This is a genomic window from Mycobacterium shottsii, assembly GCF_010728525.1.
Lineage (GTDB): Bacteria > Actinomycetota > Actinomycetes > Mycobacteriales > Mycobacteriaceae > Mycobacterium > Mycobacterium marinum.
The window spans coordinates 2,115,567-2,133,316 of the sequence record NZ_AP022572.1; the positions used below are offsets into that span (position 1 = coordinate 2,115,567).

Genomic DNA, 17,750 nt, shown 5'->3' on the forward strand with positions numbered 1-17,750 from the left:
CGTAGACGACGGCCGGCATTGGGATCCGGCGCGATTGCGCACCGCGCACACACGCAGGTGTTGGCCATGCCGCACCTCCCAGGTGGGGGTGATGCTACGCTGACGGCATCTTCTTTGGCGGACGGTTTGATCGGCGCGCGCCTCAACCGTGGTGCGGTGGTGCCTCGTTGCGCAGCCATTCGTCGTTTGACGCCCGCCGGATCAGATCCTCATCGCCGAACCTGTCCAGGTCCTCGGGTGTGACGCGCACCCGAGGAGGTTTTGCCGGGGCAGGCGGTGGGGTTTCGGAGTCCATGACAGTGATTGTCTCTGATTTGAACGTCCGGTTGGGATTCGCGGTCGCTGCACCCCGGACAGCTAAGGCGAACAATCCCGCTGATTGGGATCGGTAGCGGCTCCGCGCCGCTACTTTTCGCGTGACGACGCCGGACAATGGCGTCAGGGGACTTGAGCGAAAGAGGTTCCATGATGTGCGGATCTTCGAGTTCCAGCAAGCCCACGACGGCCCTGGTGGGTGCGGTGTCGCGGCTGAGACCACTAGCCGTGGGCTCGGCCATGACTGTGTTCGTCTATCTGGGCCTGGGGCTTGCCGGTCTGGTGCTGGGCGCGGGGACGGCCCAGGCCGATTCGAGATGTGACCCGATCTGTCACGGCACTTGGTGCCCAGGCGAACCGGTGCCGTGGGCGGTGCAGGAGCTGGCCCAAACCTGGGGCATGAACGTCTGCCATGACTTTCACCAGGTATCCGGTGGGGTGTACGCGGAGGGGCCACTTCCGCCGGACGCGGTGCGGTGCCCGCCCATTTCGTTCTTGTGCCCCTGATCGGGGCGTGGTCGACGCGTTTGAACGCCGGCAGTGAAGCCTAGAAGCCCATTTTTTGGCATCTCACATTGTGATTCTGACAGACCATTCCGATCCGGCCCTGGCCTTCCAGGGCGCCCTCCGGATGGCTCTGATGCAACGCGCGTGGATCCTGGGCGGGTGGCTGGGTGAGGATGAGCAAATCGTCGATTATCGGGGGAGTCGCATCTTCTGGGTCCGCGTTGGCGATCTCGCTGCTACCCACCAGAGCCGTCAGCGCAATCAGGATTGCCGACACTGCGTGAGCGATTCTCCGAAGGGGCCTTGATCAACCTCTCTGCCGCCTGCCACGAATTTCTGGCTAAGTTTGAAGTTTAGTCGCCAAGCGCAGCCATAAGCGATACGGCAAACGAAGTAAGTACACGAATTGCACAACCACCGGCCACAAACCGACCGGGTCGTGTCCAGAGTGACGTGTCTGCGTCGCGAACCAGCTACAAACGGGAAACAACTCTGATTTCTTCAACCAGCAAAGCCGTAGGGCTAATCGGGCGGTGCCTAGCGTATCGGCTGTGATGCCGATTTCCGCGGTGATTCGTCGTGCCGTGGTTCTCGCTGTGTGCCTCGTCGCATCGATTTCCGCGCCGTCGGCAGGTGCGGAGCCGGACGCCCAACCCCCGCCCGGTGCCGTGCCACCGGATGACGGGGCGGTGCCGCCTTGCACACCCGCCAAGATCACCACCCCTGACGGCTGGGTCCTGGCCCTCGGCGCGAAAGACGAGAAACACGTTCCGGTGGCGCCGATGAACCACCGCGATCTCGTCTCGGGAGTACCTCTCCAGCGGGATCTTCGGCGCTTCGCTAACCGGGCCGGAAACCCCGCGGGGCATCCTCGAGGTCGGCTACGAGATCGGCTGCGGCATCGACATGAGCACCTCCAACGGCTTCGTCATGGCCAATAGCGGCGGTGTCGCCCCCTCGATCGGCGCCGAACTACCCCTGGGGCCCGGCCAGCCGCCGATTCTCATTCCGCTGATAACCGGGCAATACAACAACGTGGTCAGTGTGGGGCTCAAGCCCGGGTTCGTCGTCGTGGTGCCAGTGGTCAGAAAAGAGTTCAAGGGGGCAAATCCCTGGATCATGATCAGCGCCTTCCATCTCAAGATCGATGGGTGCGTTGGTCAATCGTTCGTCCGCTCGTACGCGACCCTAACCCGGATTACCGATGAATCCGACGTGGTGCTGTCCTACGTCGGCTCCACCAAGGCTGTCTGATTGCGCTGTCCTCGGAGCCCCTGCTACGCCGGTGCGGCGGGCTCGATCAGAAGTGTCGGCACGCCGCACGTACCGTCCTTCACGCTGACCACGCGGGTGCCCGGCTTGCGTCCGACCCGAACCTCGGAGACGTCGAACCCGGCTTCGGCGAGGCGCCTGCGCGCGGCATCGGCGTCGGGGACGCGCCAGGACAGCCCCCACACCTGATCGGTTCGGGCTGGAAGCCGCGCGTCGCTCAGTGACTGCGCGATCTCGACGGTGACTCCGCCCACGCGCAGGAACACCAGCCGCATGCCCCAGTCGGCAAAGCTGCGGTCCAGCGCGAGGCGCAGGCCGAGCTGGTCGCGGTAGAGCGTGATTGCGGCATCGGCGTCGGACGTCTTGACCACGACGTGATCGATCCCGGTGACCGCCGCCTCCGGGGACCCGTCTAGGGCGTGTCTGCTTAATGTGAATGGTGTTTTGGCTGATGCTGTTTGGGTGATGCGGACGCATGCGATTTCTGATGATTTGTGGTCGCTGATCGTGGCGGTGTTGCCTGCGGGGCGGCGTGGCCGGCCGTGGAACGATCATCGACGTACTCTGGAGGGCATTATCTGGCGTTACCGTACGGGATCTCCGTGGTGTGACCTGCCCGAGCACTTCGGTCCCTGGCAATCGGTGGCCGAGAGGCATCTACGCTGGTCGGTCGATGGCATCTACGCGCGGATCTTCGTGGCGATCGCCTCTGACCTCGACGCCGAGGACGCCGACCTGGGCGCACTGTTGTCGGTCGATTCGACCAGTGTGCGCGCCCACCGACACGCAGCCGGAGCGCGCTCCGGGCGCCGCACAGGGGGATCTGTCGAATTACAAGAAATATCTCGATGAGCCCGATGACCACGCCATTGGGCGTTCCCGCGGCGGGCTGACTACCAAGATCCACGCCTTGACCGACCAGCTGTGCAGTCCGGTCACCCTGGCACTGTCGGCCGGTCAAGCCGGTGATAATCCGATGCTTTGGCCATTGCTGGCCGCCCGGTGCAGCAACTCATACGCCCCGTTTCGCCTGCTGGCGGACAAGGCGTACTCCCATGACTCGACGCGGGCACAGCTGCGCCGGCTCAAGATCGCCCACACCATCCCCGAGCGCAGCGACCAGATCACCCGCCGCAAAGCCAAAGGCCGCAACAGAGGACGGCCTCCGGGGTTCTCAGGCCGAATCTACAAGCACCGCAACACCGTCGAGCGAAGCTTCAACCGGCTCAAACACTGGCGCGCGGTCGCCACCTGCTACGACAAATACGCCCTGACCTACCTCGGCGGTGTCACCCTGGCCGCCATCATCACCTACCACCGCGTCCGCAATTAGCAGACAGGACCTAGGCAGACCGCGCCGTGATCGACCACCACTGCCACGGTGGTGCCGATCAGCCGGGTGGGTACCGAGTAGCGGGCCGAGCCGTAGCGCACACAGGAGAGTCGGTCGACCTTGTGCAGCACCGTGGGCGCCCCGATCTGTAAGCGCAACGATGGAAGTGGTTGCAGTACTTGGCGTTCGGAGACCAACCGTTCGTCGGGAATCGCCTGAATCTCCGAGTGCGCCAGGGCATTGACCTCGTCGCACCACGCCGCCGCAGCGGCGTTGGCGGCCCGGATGTCGATCGGCACGCCGTCGACGGCGGACTGGGTCAGCAGCGGCACCGCCAGGTCGCGTTGGGCATAGCCGCACGGGTTCTCCACGATGCCCTTGGATTGTGGGTCGTTGGCGTGACAGAAGTCCGGGGCGAACCCGTAATGGGTGGCCAGTCGGATGTAATCCGGGGTCGGGACGACCACATTGGCGACTACCCGCCTTTGAGGCAGGCCATCCGATCAGCCAGCACCCACGCCGGGACCCCGCCGATCGCCGACAGGGTTTCGGCGATCAACGCCAGCGTGGTCGAGGCCTTCTGGTCGGCGGCGAAACGCACGAATCGCCACCGGGAGAATGCCAGCACCGCGCAGAACAGGAACAATCCCGGTGCCGCTTGGGCCCAGTCGATCACCAGGTACTGCCCTGGTGACCATACCGCTGGACGGCGCCCGCAGTGATTGGCGCTGCGCCACAACGTCTTCGCCTCGGCAACAAGACGCCGGAAGTTGCGATCCGAGCCTTGGTAGCCTGCGGTGCGGGCGATCGGCAGCAGCCGCTTGGCCGAGATCCGGCCTCCAGATTTCTCGACACGTTCGGCGACCAGCTCGGCCACCGAATCGTAGTTGTGCCCTCGTTCGGCCCGCCGTGCCGGCGGTATGCCGGCCTGGTCGGCCTCGAATTTGTCGATGATCTTCTTGACGGTGCGATGCGTGGTGCCGCACGCGTCGGCGGCGGCCCGGTACGACCCGAGCTGTTGATCGGCAGAAATGATGTCCATGCGGTCCTTCACAGACTTCAATGGAACTCCCCGGTGGTGATGGCCATTGGTTGGCGCCTTCACCGTCACCATCGGGGCCCACAGTTCCTGATCGACACGACGAACACGGGGTGGATACTTTTATCTGGCCAAAACTGGATACCTCGACTTGGCCACCAGTGGCTACTTTTTCATGGCCACGGACAGATACATTTGATCCATACCGTGGTGCACCCGGTGGTGTGACGGTGTGTTGAAGAGGTATTCGTACCAGCGCGGTAGTTTGCCGATCCGTTCGGTGTGGACCCAGAACTGGTAGGTCAGATTTATTGACCAGCTGAAGAACACCACCCACGGAGGAACTCCCAACAGCGGCAGTATGGCGAACATGATGATCTCGCCACTCTTGTTCCATTCCACGCGTACCGCGGTGGCCAGGTTGAAGTATTCGCTGGAGTGGTGTGGCTGATGTGCGGCCCAGATCAGCCGGACTCTGTGGGCGATGCGGTGATCGACGCAGTAGATGAGGTCTAGGCCCAGGACCGCGATAACCCACGTGTACCACTGGTGTGGGGAAAGATGCCAGGGCGCGACGTAGGTGTAGATGGCGGCGTAGCCGATTGCGGCGATGGTCTTCCAGGTGGCGCCGGTGACCAGTGAGACCAACCCGGTGGACAGGCTTGCGATGGTGTCGGGGCCGAAGTGGGCCCCGGGCGCGTTTCTCGAGTCGTCGGCAGCGGGCGCGCTGGTGGTTAGCAGTTTGCGTGCGGCTATCCATTCGAGAACGATCAGGAGTATCAGGAATGGGGCGGTCAGTACCACCGGGTCCTGCAGTCTGTCTGGCAGTGCGTCGAAGACGCTCATCGCAGTAGTCATGTCAGTGATGCCTTAGCTGTAGGCGTGGTGTCGGGGGTTGGCGGACTTCCGGATTAATTCGCGGTGTTCATGCTGTGCGGCCGGGGTTGTGCCGATCGTGGCCGGTGCGAGCCGTGGCGTTGTTTTTAGTATTTGGGAGACGGGTTCACCCTCCTGCCGAATTTCGTTTGATTCGATATGAGGAAGAAATCCGATGGTCCGGTTCTGGGTGTTCGCGTCGTACTTGCGGGCTCGCATCGTGGCGTGATGGGGCCAGTAACTTGCTAGGTGCCGGTGGCCTGACCCCGATCGGTTGATCCACGGCTTGTGAGAGTCTTGTGGCCCACGTTGTGGGCAGGAAGGCTCGACAAGATCATGGCGACGAGGAAACGGCACAGTCCGGAGCAGATTGTGCGCAAGCTGATGACCGCGGACGGGCTGTTGGCCGAGTGCAAGGACACCGCGGCGGTCTGCCGCGAGCTGGGGGTCTCTGAGGCTACCTACCACCGGTGGCGCAACCAGTTCGGCGGCCTGAAGGCCGAGGACGCTAAACGGCTCAAGGACCTCGAACGCGAGAACGCCGCACTCAAAAGGTTGTTGGCCGATGCCTAGTTGGAGAAGGACGCGCTGTGGGAGATCGCCCGGGGAAACTTTTAGGCCCGGAGCGCCGGCGGGCGGCCGTTCGTCATCTCCAGCGCGTGCTGGGGTCAGCGAGCGGTTTGCCTGCCGCGTCACCGGGCAGCACCGCGCCACCCAACGCCACGAACCGGTTGCGGGCACGCCGGCCGATCCGGACGCCGCTCTGAGGGAGTGGCTACGCGACTACGCCAACAAGCATCCTCGTCGCGGGTTCCGACCGGCCTACCACGATGCCCGCGGCGAAGGCTGGGAAGTGAACCATAAGAAGGTGCAACGGCTTTGGCGTGAGGAAGGACTGCGGGTCCCGCAGCGTCGCAAGTGCAAACGGCACGGCACCTCCACCGCCCCGCCAGGGTAGTCGCCGATGCACCCGATCGGGTGTGGGCGGTGGACTTCCAGTTCGACGTGACCACCGATGGGCGGCCGATCAAGATCGTGTCGATCATCGACGAGCACACCCGCCAATGCCTCGGCGGTATGGTCGAGCGCAGCATCACCGGTGATCACCTCACCGAGGAGTTGGGCCGCATAGCCGCCGGGCGCGGGCCTTACCCGCGGTGCTGCGGTGTGACAACGGACCCGAATTGGCTTGCAGCGCAATGGCAGACTGGGCCGAGGGCCAGGTCGGACTCCACTTCATCCCGCCCGGCGAGCCATGGCGCAACGGCTATGTTGAGTCGTTCAACTCCCGCATCCGCGACGAGTGCCTCAACATCAATAGCTTCTGGTCACTGGCCCAGGCCCGTGTCGTCATCGGCGACTGGAAGCACGAGTACAACCATCATCGGCGGCATTCATCGCTGGGCTACCTACCGCCTGCCCGCTATGCTGCCGCCTGTACCCACCGATGAATGACTCTCGTTCGCCGCGGACCAGTTCACGGGGTCAGGCCAGCCGGAGGAGAGGTATTTCCACGCGGCGTCGGCGACGACGAACGCGATATCGGCACGCTCGCCTGCTCGCAGAGCTTGAGTGCCGATCTCCAATGCGGCTTGTAGGGCCGCGCCCGTGGACAGGCCTGCCAGGACGCCCTCGGTGTGTGCGAGTTCGCGGATGCGGTGCTCGGCATCGGCGGTGGCGACCGGGTAGCGCACGGCCCCCAGCGTGGGGTCATACAGTTCGGGCACAAATCCTTCGTCGAGATTGCGCATCCCACAGAGTTTTTCGTTGTGGCGGGGTTCGACGGCCACGATCTTGATGTTGGCGACGTGTTCGCGCAGGAATCGGCCGGCGCCCATCAGAGTGCCCGAGGAGCCTAGGCCGGCGACGAAGTGGGTGATCTCGGGCAGGTCGGCGAGCAGTTCCGGGCCGGTGCCGCGGTAGTGGGAGTCGGAGTTGGCGGGGTTGCCGTACTGGTAGAGCAGGACCCATTCGGGGTGTTCGGCGGCCAGTTGTTTGGCGAGCGCTACCGCGGTGTTGGATCCGCCCTCGGCGGGGGAAAATATGATCTCGGTCCCGTAGAGCTCGAGCAACCGACGGCGCTCGATCGAGGTGTTTTCCGGTATCACGCAGATGAGCCGATACCCCTTCATTTTGGCGGCCATCGCCAGGGAGATGCCGGTGTTGCCGCTGGTGGCCTCCAGGATCGTCGCGCCCGGCCGCAGCCAACCGTCGGCCTCGGCTTGCTCGATCATCCGCAGAGCTGGGCGATCTTTGATCGACCCGGTGGGGTTGCGGTCTTCGAGTTTGGCCCACAACCGCACGTGCGGACTGTTGTCCCAGCCTGGTGAGAGTCGTGGTAAGCCAACCAGGGGCGTATCGCGCAAGGTGGCCAGCAGTGAGTCGTAGCGGGTCATGGGGTGCGCTCGCTGGTCGGCGCTGCGGGTGCGGGTCTTCTTCGGGTGCGAAGGTCGACGATCACAGCTGGCCCGTTACTACATCGTGTGGTTGGGGGCCAGTGGTTGTGATGGCGAGATGGTGATTCGGCGAGGCTGTGAGTTGTCATCGTGTCCGCCCAATAGGATTCTGGTGTTAGACCGCGCCGAGCTCAGGTGCCGGTGATAGGTCACGATCCCGGTTGGGGACTAGCTCGTCGTAGAGCGACGCGATGGCGTTTACTGTCGGTTCCACGTCGGCGGTGTCGTGTGATGCGGTGGACACCAGTCGTAGCTGGACAACCCCGGGGGGACCACCGGGTACATCACGCCCGAGCAGAATACGTTGTGCTCGTGGCGCATTCGGTTCAGAAATTCGAGGGTTAGCAACGGGTCCATCTGCAGGAATACCGGTGTGACCAGACTCTGGGTGTTGCCGATGTCAAATCCCTTGTCGGTCAACGATGTTTGAAGCTCATGTGCGATGGCATGGGCTCGCTGGCGCAGATCGTGCGGGTGCGCAGCAACTCGAAGCGGAACATGTTTCCGGCGATGATCGGCAGGGGTAGGCCTCTGCTGAAGATCTGCGAGCGCATTGTGTAGCGCAGTTTCCAAATTACGTTGGCCTCTGATGCGACGAATGCCCCAGTGCCGGCGGCCGCTTTGGCGAAGGTGCTGAAATATAGGTCGATACCATCTTGGACGCCCTGTTCTTCCCCGGCTCCGCTGCCGGTTGCGCCCAGGGCGCCGAACCCGTGTGCGTCGTCAACGAGCAATCGGAAATCGTAGGTCTTCTTGAGTTCGACGATCTCACATAGTGCACCCTGGTCGCCGGACATGCCGAAAACCCCTTCGGTGATCACCAACACGCCGGCGTCGGCACTGCGCACCCGATCGATCTCGGCCAGGCATGCTTGGAGTTCGTCAATATTGTTGTGCGAGAACGTACGTGTCTGGTCGAGGCCGCCCTTCTTCTTCAGCCGGACCCCGTCGATGATGCACGCGTGGCATTGCGAGTCCAGGACGATCCAGTCTGAGGAGGTGGTGAGTGAGTCGATGAGTGAGGCCATGCCTTGATACCCATAGTTGAGAAAGAGCGCCGCCGGCTTCTTCACATAATTGGCCAGCTCCTCTTCCAACTGCTCGAGGATGTCCCTCTCGCCGCGCATCATTCGTGAGCCCATGGGTCTTGCGAATCCGTAGAGTCGAGCGAACTCGACATCGGCTTCCCGTACTTCAGGAAGATTGGCGATTCCGAGATAGTTGTTGATGCTCCATACGATCTGCTCGCGGTCTTGCCACCTCATGTGGGCGCCGACGGGCCCATCCAGCTTGGGATATGTCGCTATGCCATGTGTGGCACGAGAAATGTGTAGCAGCGGCTCGTCTACCGCAACAAATTTATCGAAGAGATCCATGATTTGTGCCCCTAATCCCTGTCATTGATCGTTTGCCCTGAGGTGTTTCTTCCTGAAAGTGCTCCGTGAGACGGCTAGGGTGGCGATGCGCATTCGGCGGCTGCCGGTTGAGGCTCCTCGACCGGTCGTTGCCACGCCGGTCGTATCAGGCGCAGCGCAAACGGAATCGTGGCGATGGCCAAAGTCCCCAGAAATGCCCATACGACCCGGAAGCTGCCCACGTCGATGGGTGAGTGCCCGGAACGCTCAACAAGCAACGTGCCCACCGCGGCGGTGCCCAGGGCCGCGCCGAATTGCCGCAACATGGAATTGAGTGCATTGGCGGTGCCGAGGAGCTGGCCGGGCATCGCATCGATCGCAGCGCTTGCGAGAACCGGCATGACACACCCGATGCCAATCCCGCAGAGGATCGATCCGGGCAGCCACCGTGACGCATAGTCGGCTCGGCTCGTTGTCAGTAACCAGAACAGCAAAACGCCGAGAGCGAAAACCCAGCAACCGGGGATCACCGCCCATCGGTGTCCCCGCGCATCTGCGATCCTTCCGGCCGGGATAGCCGCAAGCGCGGCCGCAACAAAGATCGGCATCATGGCCAGTCCCGCCTCGAAAGTGGAATAGTGCCAGTGCGACGTCAGAAAAGAATGGCCGGACCCCGTGAACTGGTTCGCGGCGAACGAGAGTCATTCATCGGTGGGTACAGGCGGCAGCATAGCGGGCAGGCGGTAGGTAGCCCAGCGATCGGCAAGCATCACGAGAAATGCCCGTGAAGCGTCCTCGGTGGATCACGTAAAAATGCCCGCGAAACGGTCGATCCTTGGCAGGCATGGGAAGTGGGCTGTCGATGTCGTCTCGGGCCGAGATCACCGCGAAGTTCGCCAGGGCGTATGTGGGGGCGCCGAAGGCGGACAAGGGGCAGATTCTGGATCAGGTGGTGGCGGTCACCGGCTGGTCGCGTGACAACGCCCGGCGGCGGTTGAGGGCGGCGGCCGCGCCGCCGGGAGCGGGTCGGCAGGTCGCCAAACGGATTTGCCGGCAACGCAATCCGAAGTACTCTAGGATGCGCTCAAGGTGTTGCAGAAGGTGTGGGCGGCCTCAGGCGGGCAGTGCGGCCGGTATCTGGCCGCTTCCATGGCACTTCAGTTGGATGCTCTAGAACGCCACGGCGAACTGGTGGACGGCCGTGACCGTTACGGCCCGGCGGTGCGTGCCGAGCTGTTGGCGATGAGCAGCGCCACGATCGACCGCTACCTGCGCGGCGCCAAGGCCCGCGACCAGATCTCGGGTGTGTCGACGACGAAACCCTCCCCGCTGCTGCGGTCCTCGATCACCATCTGCAAAGCAGGCGATGAGGCCGAAGAATCTCCGGGTTCTTCGAAGGCGACACCGTGGCGCACTGCGGCCCGACACTGAAAGGTGAGTTCGCCCGCACGGTCAACCTCACCGACATGCACATCGGCTGGGTGTTCACCCGCACGGTGCGCAACAACGCCCACCCCCACATCCTGGGCGCCCTCAAAACCGGAATTACTAAAATCCCTATAAGGTAACGGGTTTGGACTTCGACAACGGCACCGAATTCCTCAATAAGGCGGTCATCAAGTGGGCCGCGGACATGGAGATCTTCTTCACCCGCTCACGACCCTACAAGAAGAACGACCAGGCCACCATCGAGTCCAAAAACAACCACCTCGTGCGTCGCTACGGGTTCTACTACCGCTACGACACCGACGAAGAACGCGCCGTGCTCAACCGGCTGTGGCACCTGGTCAACGACCGGCTCAACTACCTGACCCCACCATCAAACCCATCGGCTACGGCTGCAGCCGCGACGGTCACCGCCGCCGGCTCTACGACAAGCCCCAGACCCCTGGACCGGCTGCTGGCCGCCGGAGTCCTCTCAGCGGCCCAACAAACAGAGCTGCTCACCTACCGCAACAGCCTCAACCCCGCCGCGATCGCCCGCCAGATCGCCGACCTGCAAGCCGCCCTGCTCAGACTCGCCAAAGACAAGACCGAACAGCTCTACCTCGCCGCCATACCCGCCGCTCTACCCGCCCTCAAAGCCGGCATCCGCATCAAAAGCAAGACCACCACCTGACCCCGATTTCGCGGGCATTCCTTACCTGATGCATGAACCAGGTTTCGCAGGCATCTTGACTTGATGCATCACGGCGATGAATGCCGCCGATGATGGTTGTACTCGTGCTTCCAGTCGCCGATGACGACACGGGCCTGGGCCAGCGACCAGAAGCTATTGATGTTGAGGCACTCGTCGCGGATGCGGGAGTTGAACGACTCAACATAGCCGTTGCGCCACGGCTCGCCGGGCGGGATGAAGTGGAGTCCGACCTGGCCCTCGGCCCAGTCTGCCATCGCGCTGCAAGCCAATTCGGGTCCGTTGTCACACCGCAGCACCGCGGGTAAGGCCCCGCGCCCGGCGGCTATGCGGCCCAACTCCTCGGTGAGGTGATCACCGGTGATGCTGCGCTCGACCATACCGCCGAGGCATTGGCGGGTGTGCTCGTCGATGATCGACACGATCTTGATCGGCCGCCCATCGGTGGTCACGTCGAACTGGAAGTCCACCGCCCACACCCGATCGGGTGCATCGGCGACTACCTCTGGCGGGGCGGTGGAGGTGCCGTGCCGTTTGCACTTGCGACGCTGCGGGACCCGCAGTCCTTCCTCACGCCAAAGCCGTTGCACCTTCTTATGGTTCACTTCCCAGCCTTCGCCGCGGGCATCGTGGTAGGCCGGTCGGAACCCGCGACGAGGATGCTTGTTGGCGTAGTCGCGTAGCCACTCCCTCAGAGCGGCGTCCGGATCGGCCGGCGTGCCCGCAACCGGTTCGTGGCGTTGGGTGGCGCGGTGCTGCCCGGTGACGCGGCAGGCAAACCGCTCGCTGACCCCCAGCACGCGCTGGAGATGACGAACGGCCGCCCGCCGGCGCTCCGGGCCTAAAAGTTTCCCCGGGCGATCTCCCACAGCGCGTCCTTCTCCAACTAGGCATCGGCCAACAACCTTTTGAGTGCGGCGTTCTCGCGTTCGAGGTCCTTGAGCCGTTTAGCGTCCTCGGCCTTCAGGCCGCCGAACTGGTTGCGCCACCGGTGGTAGGTAGCCTCAGAGACCCCCAGCTCGCGGCAGACCGCCGCGGTGTCCTTGCACTCGGCCAACAGCCCGTCCGCGGTCATCAGCTTGCGCACAATCTGCTCCGGACTGTGCCGTTTCCTCGTCGCCATGATCTTGTCGAGCCTTCCTGCCCACAACGTGGGCCACAAGACTCTCACAAGCCGTGGATCAACCGATCGGGGTCAGGCCACCCAGGTTGAAACCACCCCAGTTCCCAGAACCAAAGTTCAGGCCACCAACATTCCCAAACCCAACATTCCCATCACCGAGGTTGCCCCCACCAACATTCCCATCACCCACACTCGCAAACCCAACATTCCCCACACCCAAATTCCCCAACCCAGCATTAAAAATGTTGGTCCGCCCGGGGAAATCGATGATGGCCGTCTGCACCGCTCCCGCCGCCGCCGCTGCGGGGCTCTGCAGCACCTGGGTGAACGGTGTCAGCGCCGCCACTGCCGCTGACGCCCCGGTGTGGTAGCCGAACATGGCGGCCACATCCTGGGCCCACATCTGTTCGTATTCGGCCTCGACCGTCGCGATCGCGGGAGCGTTGAAGCCCAGCAGGTTGGATGTCACCAATGAGACCAACTGCGTCCGGTTGGCCAACACCACCACCGGATGCACCGTCGCCGCTACGGTGGCCTCAAAGGCCGCCGTCGCGATCCGGGCCTGGCTGGCCGCCTGCCCTGCTTGCACTCCGGTCGATGCCAGCCAACCCAGATAGCCGCTGGCGACGTTTGCCATCGCGGCAGAGGCCGGCCCCTGCCAGGAAGAACCGGTGAGCGCGGAGGTCACCGAGGGGAAAGCGGCAGCCGCCGATCCCAACTCGCCAGCCAGTCCATCCCAGGCCGCTGCCGCGGACAACAGCGGGCCCGACCCGGCACCGCTGAATATCCGAGCCGAGTTTATTTCTGGTGGCGACACCGAAAAACTCATCGCCGCAGCCCTTCTCAGGCGGCCGCCAAGCCGGAGGCCACCTGCCCCCCCGACAACCCGACGATCCACGGGATCCACCCGGTCGTCGCCCATTGACTGGTATCGCATCAGCATACGGCGGTTACCACGGGGACACGGGAACTTTAACAAAAAACTGTGACCAGTGGTCATAAACCGGGTTATTCACTCGCAATGTAAACTCTTTGTACAAAATCGTCGCTTTGGCCGCCCGGACACCATTTTGTCCACATCACCAATTTGTCGCGCGGCCGCGCGACTCGAGCTAGCGCGAGTCGAGAAGAAGAATCAGATTCGCAGCTACCAGCGAATCGAGGCCGGCGTCGCCCTAGCCAGCTATCGCCATACCCGCGGACGCAACCCCAGGGCTCTGGCCCGCAGCCACCAAATGGCCTCGATCAGCGCGGCCCCGAGCAGACCGATCCCCAAAGCGATCGAAGTCGTGGCCAGATTGGAGGGATCCAGAAAGAACTTCCGCTGCGCCAGCGGGAGGCTGAAGATCGCCACATAGGCTAGGCCACAAGCGATTACGAGACCCAGTCGCCACCAGCGATAGGGCCGGGCCACCACCGCCAGTACCCACAACGCGGTTACCAGCAGAGTTATCAGGGCGGCGGTTGAGGCTTGCGTCTGCTCCTGCCACGTCGAATGTCGCCCAGGATAGGCGGTCAGGTAGGAGACGAAGGTCGCGACGCCGACCACCAGTCCAGATGGCAGCGCAGAGGTGAGGACCCGCCGTACCAAGCCTGGATAGGCCCGCTCGTCGTTGGGCGCCAGCGACAAAATAAAGGACGGAATTCCGATCGTGAACCACGCCGCGATCGTGACGTGTATTGGCTGAAACGGATACAGCAATGGATCTGCGCCCAATGGCTTGGCGAACAAGCATTCGATACCCACCAGCAACGCCAGCAACGCCGAATACACGGTCTTGGTCAGAAATAGATTAGCGACGCACTCAATATTGCCGATCACCCGCCGACCCTCGCCGACGACGTAGGGCAACGTGGCAAACCTGTTGTCAAGCAGGACTATCTGCGCCACCGCGCGCGACGCGGGACTGCCGGTTCCCATCGCCACGCCGATATCGGCATCCTTGAGGGCCAGTACGTCGTTGACCCCGTCGCCGGTCATCGCCACCGTGTGCCCATGGGACTGCAGCGCATGCACTATGGCGCGCTTCTGGTCCGGCCGCACCCGCCCAAAAATGGTGTAGGTATCCAGGACGTCGGCCAACTCGGGCTGCTCCGATGGCAGCTGTCGCGCATCCATGGTTTGGCCCTGCAACCCGAGCTTGGCGGCGACCGCGCCGACCGATACCGCGTTGTCCCCAGAGATGACCTTCACCGAAACATTCTGAGCGGCAAAGTACTCCATCGTTTCGCGCGCATCGGGCCGTACTTTCTACTCCCGAATCACCAAGGCGGCCGGAGTTACCTGGCCCGGTGCGCAGGGATCGTCCACCGCCACGTCTGCGACCCCCAGAAGCAGGATTCGCAGCCCCTGTGCCCCAATCCGTTCCACCTCCCGGGCGGCCTCGGACGCCGAATCCAGCAGCACATCGGGTGCACCGATCACCCAATTTCCGTGGTCGCGAAATGATATGCCGCTCCACTTGGTTGCCGATTTGAACGGCGCCGTTGCGGTGGGGGTCCAGTCCGGTGGTAACGGAAAGGCCTGAGCAATGGCCTGCATGCTGGCGTTGGGCCGAGCATCGGCGGCAGCCAGGAAGGCCAGCACGTCGGCGACGGCCCCATGCTGATCGGCGATGAGTTCGTCGACATCGGACACTCGCATACCGGTTTCGGTCAGCGTGCCCGTCTTGTCGGCGCACACCACGTCGACCCGGGCCAGTCCTTCGATGGCGGGCAATTCCTGTACCAGGCACTGGGGTTGCCCCAACCTGACGACGCCGACAGCGAACGCTGTCGAGGTCATCAGCACCAGGCCCTCTGGGACCATCGGCACCAACGCACCCACCGTTCGCAGCACCGAGTCTCGCCAACCCGCGTGGGTGGTGAACAGCTGGGTATAGATGGTCAGCAACCCGGCAGGTATCAACAGATAGGTGATGAATTGCAGAATCTTGTTGATGCCGCTGCGCAATTCGGATTTCACCAGGGTGAACTTGCTCGCCTCTGCGGCAAGCTTGGCAGCGTATGCCTCGTGCCCCACCTCGATCGCACGGTATGCCCCGCTACCTGCAACCACGAAGCTGCCTGACATGACTTGTTCGCCCACGTGTTTGGCGATCGAATCGGCCTCACCGGTGAGCAGGGATTCGTCGATCTCGAGGTTGTCCTGCTCGAGGACTTCGCCATCAACGACGACCTGATCGCCAGGTCCGAGTTCGATGACGTCGTCGAGCACCACCTCGGTGGGCGACATTGTGCGGGTGCCGGATTGCCGCCGAACCAACGGTTTCGCCTGGCCGAGGATTGCCAGGTTGTCCAGTGTCTGTTTTGCCCGCAGCTCCTGGATCATTCCGATGATGCTGTTGGCGATGATCAGCAGGCCGAACATCCCGTTGATCACCGAACCGGTCGCCAGGACGATCAGCAGCAGCACGCCCAGAATCGCATTGATCCTGGTGAATACGTTGGCCCGAACGATTTGGGCCACACTGCGAGTCGCCCGCTCGGGAATGTCATTGCTCTTACCTTCGGCTAAGCGTGCCGCCTCTTCGGCATCGGTCAAGCCGATGGCCGTCATCGCGTGAACGTTCCGAGCTTGTTCGAATCGAAATACTCGAGATTGAGCGTGTCACCGGCGAAGGTCGCCTTCGAAATCGAACCGGGCAAAGCGTTCTCCGTCGACAGTGCGAACGTGAAAGTGTCGCCGTCCCAATGCGTCAGGTCAAACGTCTGGTTCTTTGGCCCCATAGACAACTGCAGCTGGCCATCGCGCTCCGTCACGGTGGCGGGGCCCCAATAGTCGTTGGCGTATACCCCGATGTAGTCGATTGGCGGCCGGGCCGGTTCAGGGTTGACCGGGGGCTGCTTGCCGACCAGAGATCCTTCCGGGGTATTGATGGGGCCCATTTGCTGTCGGTATAGGTTCGTCCAGTCTTCGCGGACTTCGCCGTATTGCACCAGATCCATGAATTGGGCGGTGAGCGCTTCGGGTATGCCGTAGGGCGCGGCATTGGTCAGCGCGACGATGGCGATGTCTTCGGAGGGTAGGACCACAAAGTTGGTAGCGGCCCCCAGCCCGAACGCCCCGGAATGGCCGTACTGGGTGCGGCCCGCGGAACTCACCGACACGGTGAACCCATGGCCGTAGAAACCGGCGCGAGCTTTCGGTGAGCGCGCCGCCGACGAGATGACCTGCGGTGTGATGGCGGGGAGCAACGCCTCCCGTGACACGATTTGCTGGCCGTTGTACTCGCCGTTGGCCAGCACCATGGTCAGCCAGTGGGCCATGTCATTGAGCGACGAACTCACCCCGCCCGCCGGCGTTTGAGCATCCGGGTCCCGTTGGAACCGGGCCTCCCACCGGTCCCCCACCTTGATGTGGTTGACCGCGTGATTGGGCCGGGCCAGGAAGTCGGCGAATCGGGAACTCGTAGAGGTCATCCCCAGCGGGCGATAGAGCACCTCCTCGGACAGGTCCGGCCAGGCCTTGCCGGCTGCTGCCGCGACCGCATCGGCGGCGGCGGTCACACCGAAGTTGGTGTATGCATAGCTGATTCGAAAGGGGTCCAACGGCAGGTACTTCAACCGTTCGAGCACCTGCGTTGTGTCGTAGCCCAGATCTTCGAGCGCATACCCGGCGTGGTCGGGCAACCCGGACCGGTGCGAATACAGGTCAGCGATCGTGGCGTGGTCGGTGACGTACGGATCGCTGAGGGCAAACTCCGGTAGCTTCGAAACGACGGGCGTGTCCCAAGAAACGACATTGGTGCTGACCTCGTGCGCGACCACGGTCGCCCCGATGGGCTTGGACATCGAGGCCAGCTGGAAGACCGTGTCAGTGTCGACCTTGTTGTCCTGACCGTCGCCCTTGCTGACGTCCCGCACCCCGAATCCCTTGGCATACAGCGTCTTTCCACCGTGGACAATCGCCACCGCCATGCCGGGTATACCAGTGCTTTTCATCAGCTCGGCCACTAAGCCGTCAACCTTTGCGACCGCTTCGTCGATCCGGCCCGGGGGAATGTCGATACCGGAGACCTCATTGGGCGGGAGCTGCGACGGCGTCGATGGCGGGTTGGAAATTGATTGTTTGGGAGCACATCCCACCAACGCCAGGAACATCATCACCACTGCTGTCGTCGCCGCGCGTTTGGTCATTGCCGCACTCTAGCCGGGCAACGTCGCCCTCCCGGGTAGGCCCCATGCCACGTGCCGCCAGCACCGCTGGTGACCAGCGGGCATGCGGTCATGACAGTTCGCTGCGGCGTTCATGTCCCCGATGTCCGCCGAGGATATCCCCTTGCCGTCCCTTACTGCGGTGGGACGCAAACATCACCACCGCCAAGGTTGCGGCGC

Annotated in this window: 13 protein-coding genes and 8 pseudogenes; 8 read left to right on the top strand and 13 right to left on the bottom strand. The window is 63.2% G+C overall.

Annotated features, from left to right (window positions below):
• Positions 1–142 precede the first annotated feature (142 nt).
• The gene (locus tag G6N41_RS10010; protein ID WP_015354987.1) at positions 143–295 is read right to left on the bottom strand and encodes a hypothetical protein; all 153 of its coding nucleotides are present in this window, start codon (positions 293–295) and stop codon (positions 143–145) included.
• Between the two features lie 260 nt (positions 296–555).
• Here G6N41_RS10010 and G6N41_RS10015 point away from each other — a divergent pair, with 260 nt between their 5' ends.
• Positions 556–822 carry a hypothetical protein gene (locus G6N41_RS10015; RefSeq protein ID WP_231608903.1) on the top strand — a complete coding sequence of 89 codons (267 nt, stop codon included), beginning with the start codon at positions 556–558 and terminating at the stop codon, positions 820–822.
• A 40-nt stretch (positions 823–862) separates the two neighbouring features.
• On the opposite strand, the gene G6N41_RS10020 is transcribed toward G6N41_RS10015, so the two are convergent.
• A complete protein-coding gene (locus tag G6N41_RS10020) occupies positions 863–1,099 on the bottom strand; it encodes a hypothetical protein (protein WP_198967256.1) in 237 nt (78 codons plus the stop codon).
• Positions 1,100–1,376: 277 nt separating this feature from the next.
• Here G6N41_RS10020 and G6N41_RS10025 point away from each other — a divergent pair.
• Positions 1,377–2,076, top strand: a pseudogene (locus G6N41_RS10025) (MspA family porin).
• A gap of 23 nt (positions 2,077–2,099) precedes the next feature.
• Here G6N41_RS10025 and G6N41_RS10030 read toward each other — a convergent pair.
• Positions 2,100–2,600 (bottom strand): VOC family protein, encoded by a 501-nt coding sequence (locus G6N41_RS10030; RefSeq protein ID WP_321573806.1) that lies wholly within the window; start codon positions 2,598–2,600, stop codon positions 2,100–2,102.
• Here G6N41_RS10030 and G6N41_RS10035 point away from each other — a divergent pair.
• Positions 2,557–3,427: pseudogene (locus G6N41_RS10035) on the top strand (IS5 family transposase). The gene G6N41_RS10030 and the pseudogene G6N41_RS10035 overlap by 44 nt on opposite strands.
• An 11-nt stretch (positions 3,428–3,438) precedes the next feature.
• On the opposite strand, the pseudogene istA reads toward G6N41_RS10035, so the two are convergent.
• Together istA and G6N41_RS10045 are read right to left on the bottom strand one after the other, a co-directional pair.
• Positions 3,439–4,490: pseudogene (istA, locus tag G6N41_RS10040) on the bottom strand (IS21 family transposase); the annotation flags it as partial.
• 162 nt (positions 4,491–4,652) lie between these two features.
• Positions 4,653–5,324 (bottom strand): annotated as a pseudogene (locus tag G6N41_RS10045) (sterol desaturase family protein); the annotation flags it as partial.
• 354 nt (positions 5,325–5,678) lie between these two features.
• On the opposite strand from G6N41_RS10045, the pseudogene G6N41_RS10050 reads away from it, so the two are divergent.
• Positions 5,679–6,793: pseudogene (locus tag G6N41_RS10050) on the top strand (IS3 family transposase).
• Here the strand turns inward: G6N41_RS10050 and G6N41_RS10055 are convergent.
• The 4 genes from G6N41_RS10055 to G6N41_RS10065 all read right to left on the bottom strand — a co-directional run bounded on the left by G6N41_RS10055 (position 6,752) and on the right by G6N41_RS10065 (position 9,809).
• Positions 6,752–7,738: a PLP-dependent cysteine synthase family protein gene (locus G6N41_RS10055; RefSeq protein WP_231608905.1), complete on the bottom strand. Its 987-nt coding sequence runs from the start codon at positions 7,736–7,738 to the stop codon at positions 6,752–6,754. The pseudogene G6N41_RS10050 and the gene G6N41_RS10055 sit on opposite strands and share 42 nt — an antisense overlap.
• 258 nt (positions 7,739–7,996) lie before the next feature.
• A complete protein-coding gene (locus G6N41_RS28360; RefSeq protein ID WP_231608906.1) occupies positions 7,997–8,218 on the bottom strand; it encodes a hypothetical protein in 222 nt (73 codons plus the stop codon).
• Positions 8,215–9,174, bottom strand: a complete 960-nt coding sequence (locus G6N41_RS10060; RefSeq protein ID WP_231608907.1) for an aminotransferase class I/II-fold pyridoxal phosphate-dependent enzyme — start codon at positions 9,172–9,174, stop codon at positions 8,215–8,217. The genes G6N41_RS28360 and G6N41_RS10060 overlap by 4 nt, the downstream gene beginning before the upstream one ends.
• Before the next feature lie 74 nt (positions 9,175–9,248).
• Positions 9,249–9,809: an MFS transporter gene (locus tag G6N41_RS10065; RefSeq protein WP_336282411.1), complete on the bottom strand. Its 561-nt coding sequence runs from the start codon at positions 9,807–9,809 to the stop codon at positions 9,249–9,251.
• Positions 9,810–10,015: 206 nt separating this feature from the next.
• Between G6N41_RS10065 and G6N41_RS10070 the strand changes: the two genes are divergently transcribed.
• Genes G6N41_RS10070 through G6N41_RS10085 form a run of 4 tightly spaced genes read left to right on the top strand, consistent with a single transcriptional unit; the run spans position 10,016 to position 11,272 of the window.
• Positions 10,016–10,327 carry a hypothetical protein gene (locus tag G6N41_RS10070; protein WP_198968100.1) on the top strand — a complete coding sequence of 104 codons (312 nt, stop codon included), beginning with the start codon at positions 10,016–10,018 and terminating at the stop codon, positions 10,325–10,327.
• A complete protein-coding gene (locus G6N41_RS10075; protein ID WP_198966675.1) occupies positions 10,303–10,584 on the top strand; it encodes a hypothetical protein in 282 nt (93 codons plus the stop codon). The genes G6N41_RS10070 and G6N41_RS10075 overlap by 25 nt, the downstream gene beginning before the upstream one ends.
• A complete protein-coding gene (locus tag G6N41_RS10080; protein WP_198913342.1) occupies positions 10,560–10,721 on the top strand; it encodes a hypothetical protein in 162 nt (53 codons plus the stop codon). Before G6N41_RS10075 ends, G6N41_RS10080 begins: the two co-directional genes overlap by 25 nt.
• A 5-nt stretch (positions 10,722–10,726) precedes the next feature.
• Positions 10,727–11,272, top strand: a complete 546-nt coding sequence (locus tag G6N41_RS10085; protein WP_231608695.1) for a hypothetical protein — start codon at positions 10,727–10,729, stop codon at positions 11,270–11,272.
• Positions 11,273–11,340: 68 nt separating this feature from the next.
• On the opposite strand, the pseudogene G6N41_RS10090 reads toward G6N41_RS10085, so the two are convergent.
• The 4 genes and pseudogenes from G6N41_RS10090 to G6N41_RS10105 all read right to left on the bottom strand — a co-directional run bounded on the left by G6N41_RS10090 (position 11,341) and on the right by G6N41_RS10105 (position 17,552).
• Positions 11,341–12,413, bottom strand: a pseudogene (locus tag G6N41_RS10090) (IS3-like element ISMyma1 family transposase).
• A 79-nt stretch (positions 12,414–12,492) separates the two neighbouring features.
• Positions 12,493–13,242, bottom strand: a pseudogene (locus tag G6N41_RS10095) (PPE family protein); the annotation flags it as partial.
• A gap of 354 nt (positions 13,243–13,596) precedes the next feature.
• Positions 13,597–15,972, bottom strand: a pseudogene (locus tag G6N41_RS10100) (HAD-IC family P-type ATPase).
• Positions 15,969–17,552 (bottom strand): serine hydrolase, encoded by a 1,584-nt coding sequence (locus G6N41_RS10105; RefSeq protein WP_198967258.1) that lies wholly within the window; start codon positions 17,550–17,552, stop codon positions 15,969–15,971. Before G6N41_RS10105 ends, G6N41_RS10100 begins: the two are co-directional and overlap by 4 nt.
• Positions 17,553–17,750 lie beyond the last annotated feature (198 nt).

Coding starts and splice junctions, on each gene's coding strand:
- G6N41_RS10010 (WP_015354987.1), bottom strand. CDS start 295: ATGGACTCCGAAACCCCACCGCCTGCCCCGGCAAAACCTCCTCGGGTG.
- G6N41_RS10015 (WP_231608903.1), top strand. CDS start 556: ATGACTGTGTTCGTCTATCTGGGCCTGGGGCTTGCCGGTCTGGTGCTG.
- G6N41_RS10055 (WP_231608905.1), bottom strand. CDS start 7,738: ATGACCCGCTACGACTCACTGCTGGCCACCTTGCGCGATACGCCCCTG.
- G6N41_RS10060 (WP_231608907.1), bottom strand. CDS start 9,174: ATGGATCTCTTCGATAAATTTGTTGCGGTAGACGAGCCGCTGCTACAC.
- G6N41_RS10070 (WP_198968100.1), top strand. CDS start 10,016: ATGTCGTCTCGGGCCGAGATCACCGCGAAGTTCGCCAGGGCGTATGTG.
- G6N41_RS10075 (WP_198966675.1), top strand. CDS start 10,303: ATGGCACTTCAGTTGGATGCTCTAGAACGCCACGGCGAACTGGTGGAC.
- G6N41_RS10105 (WP_198967258.1), bottom strand. CDS start 17,552: ATGACCAAACGCGCGGCGACGACAGCAGTGGTGATGATGTTCCTGGCG.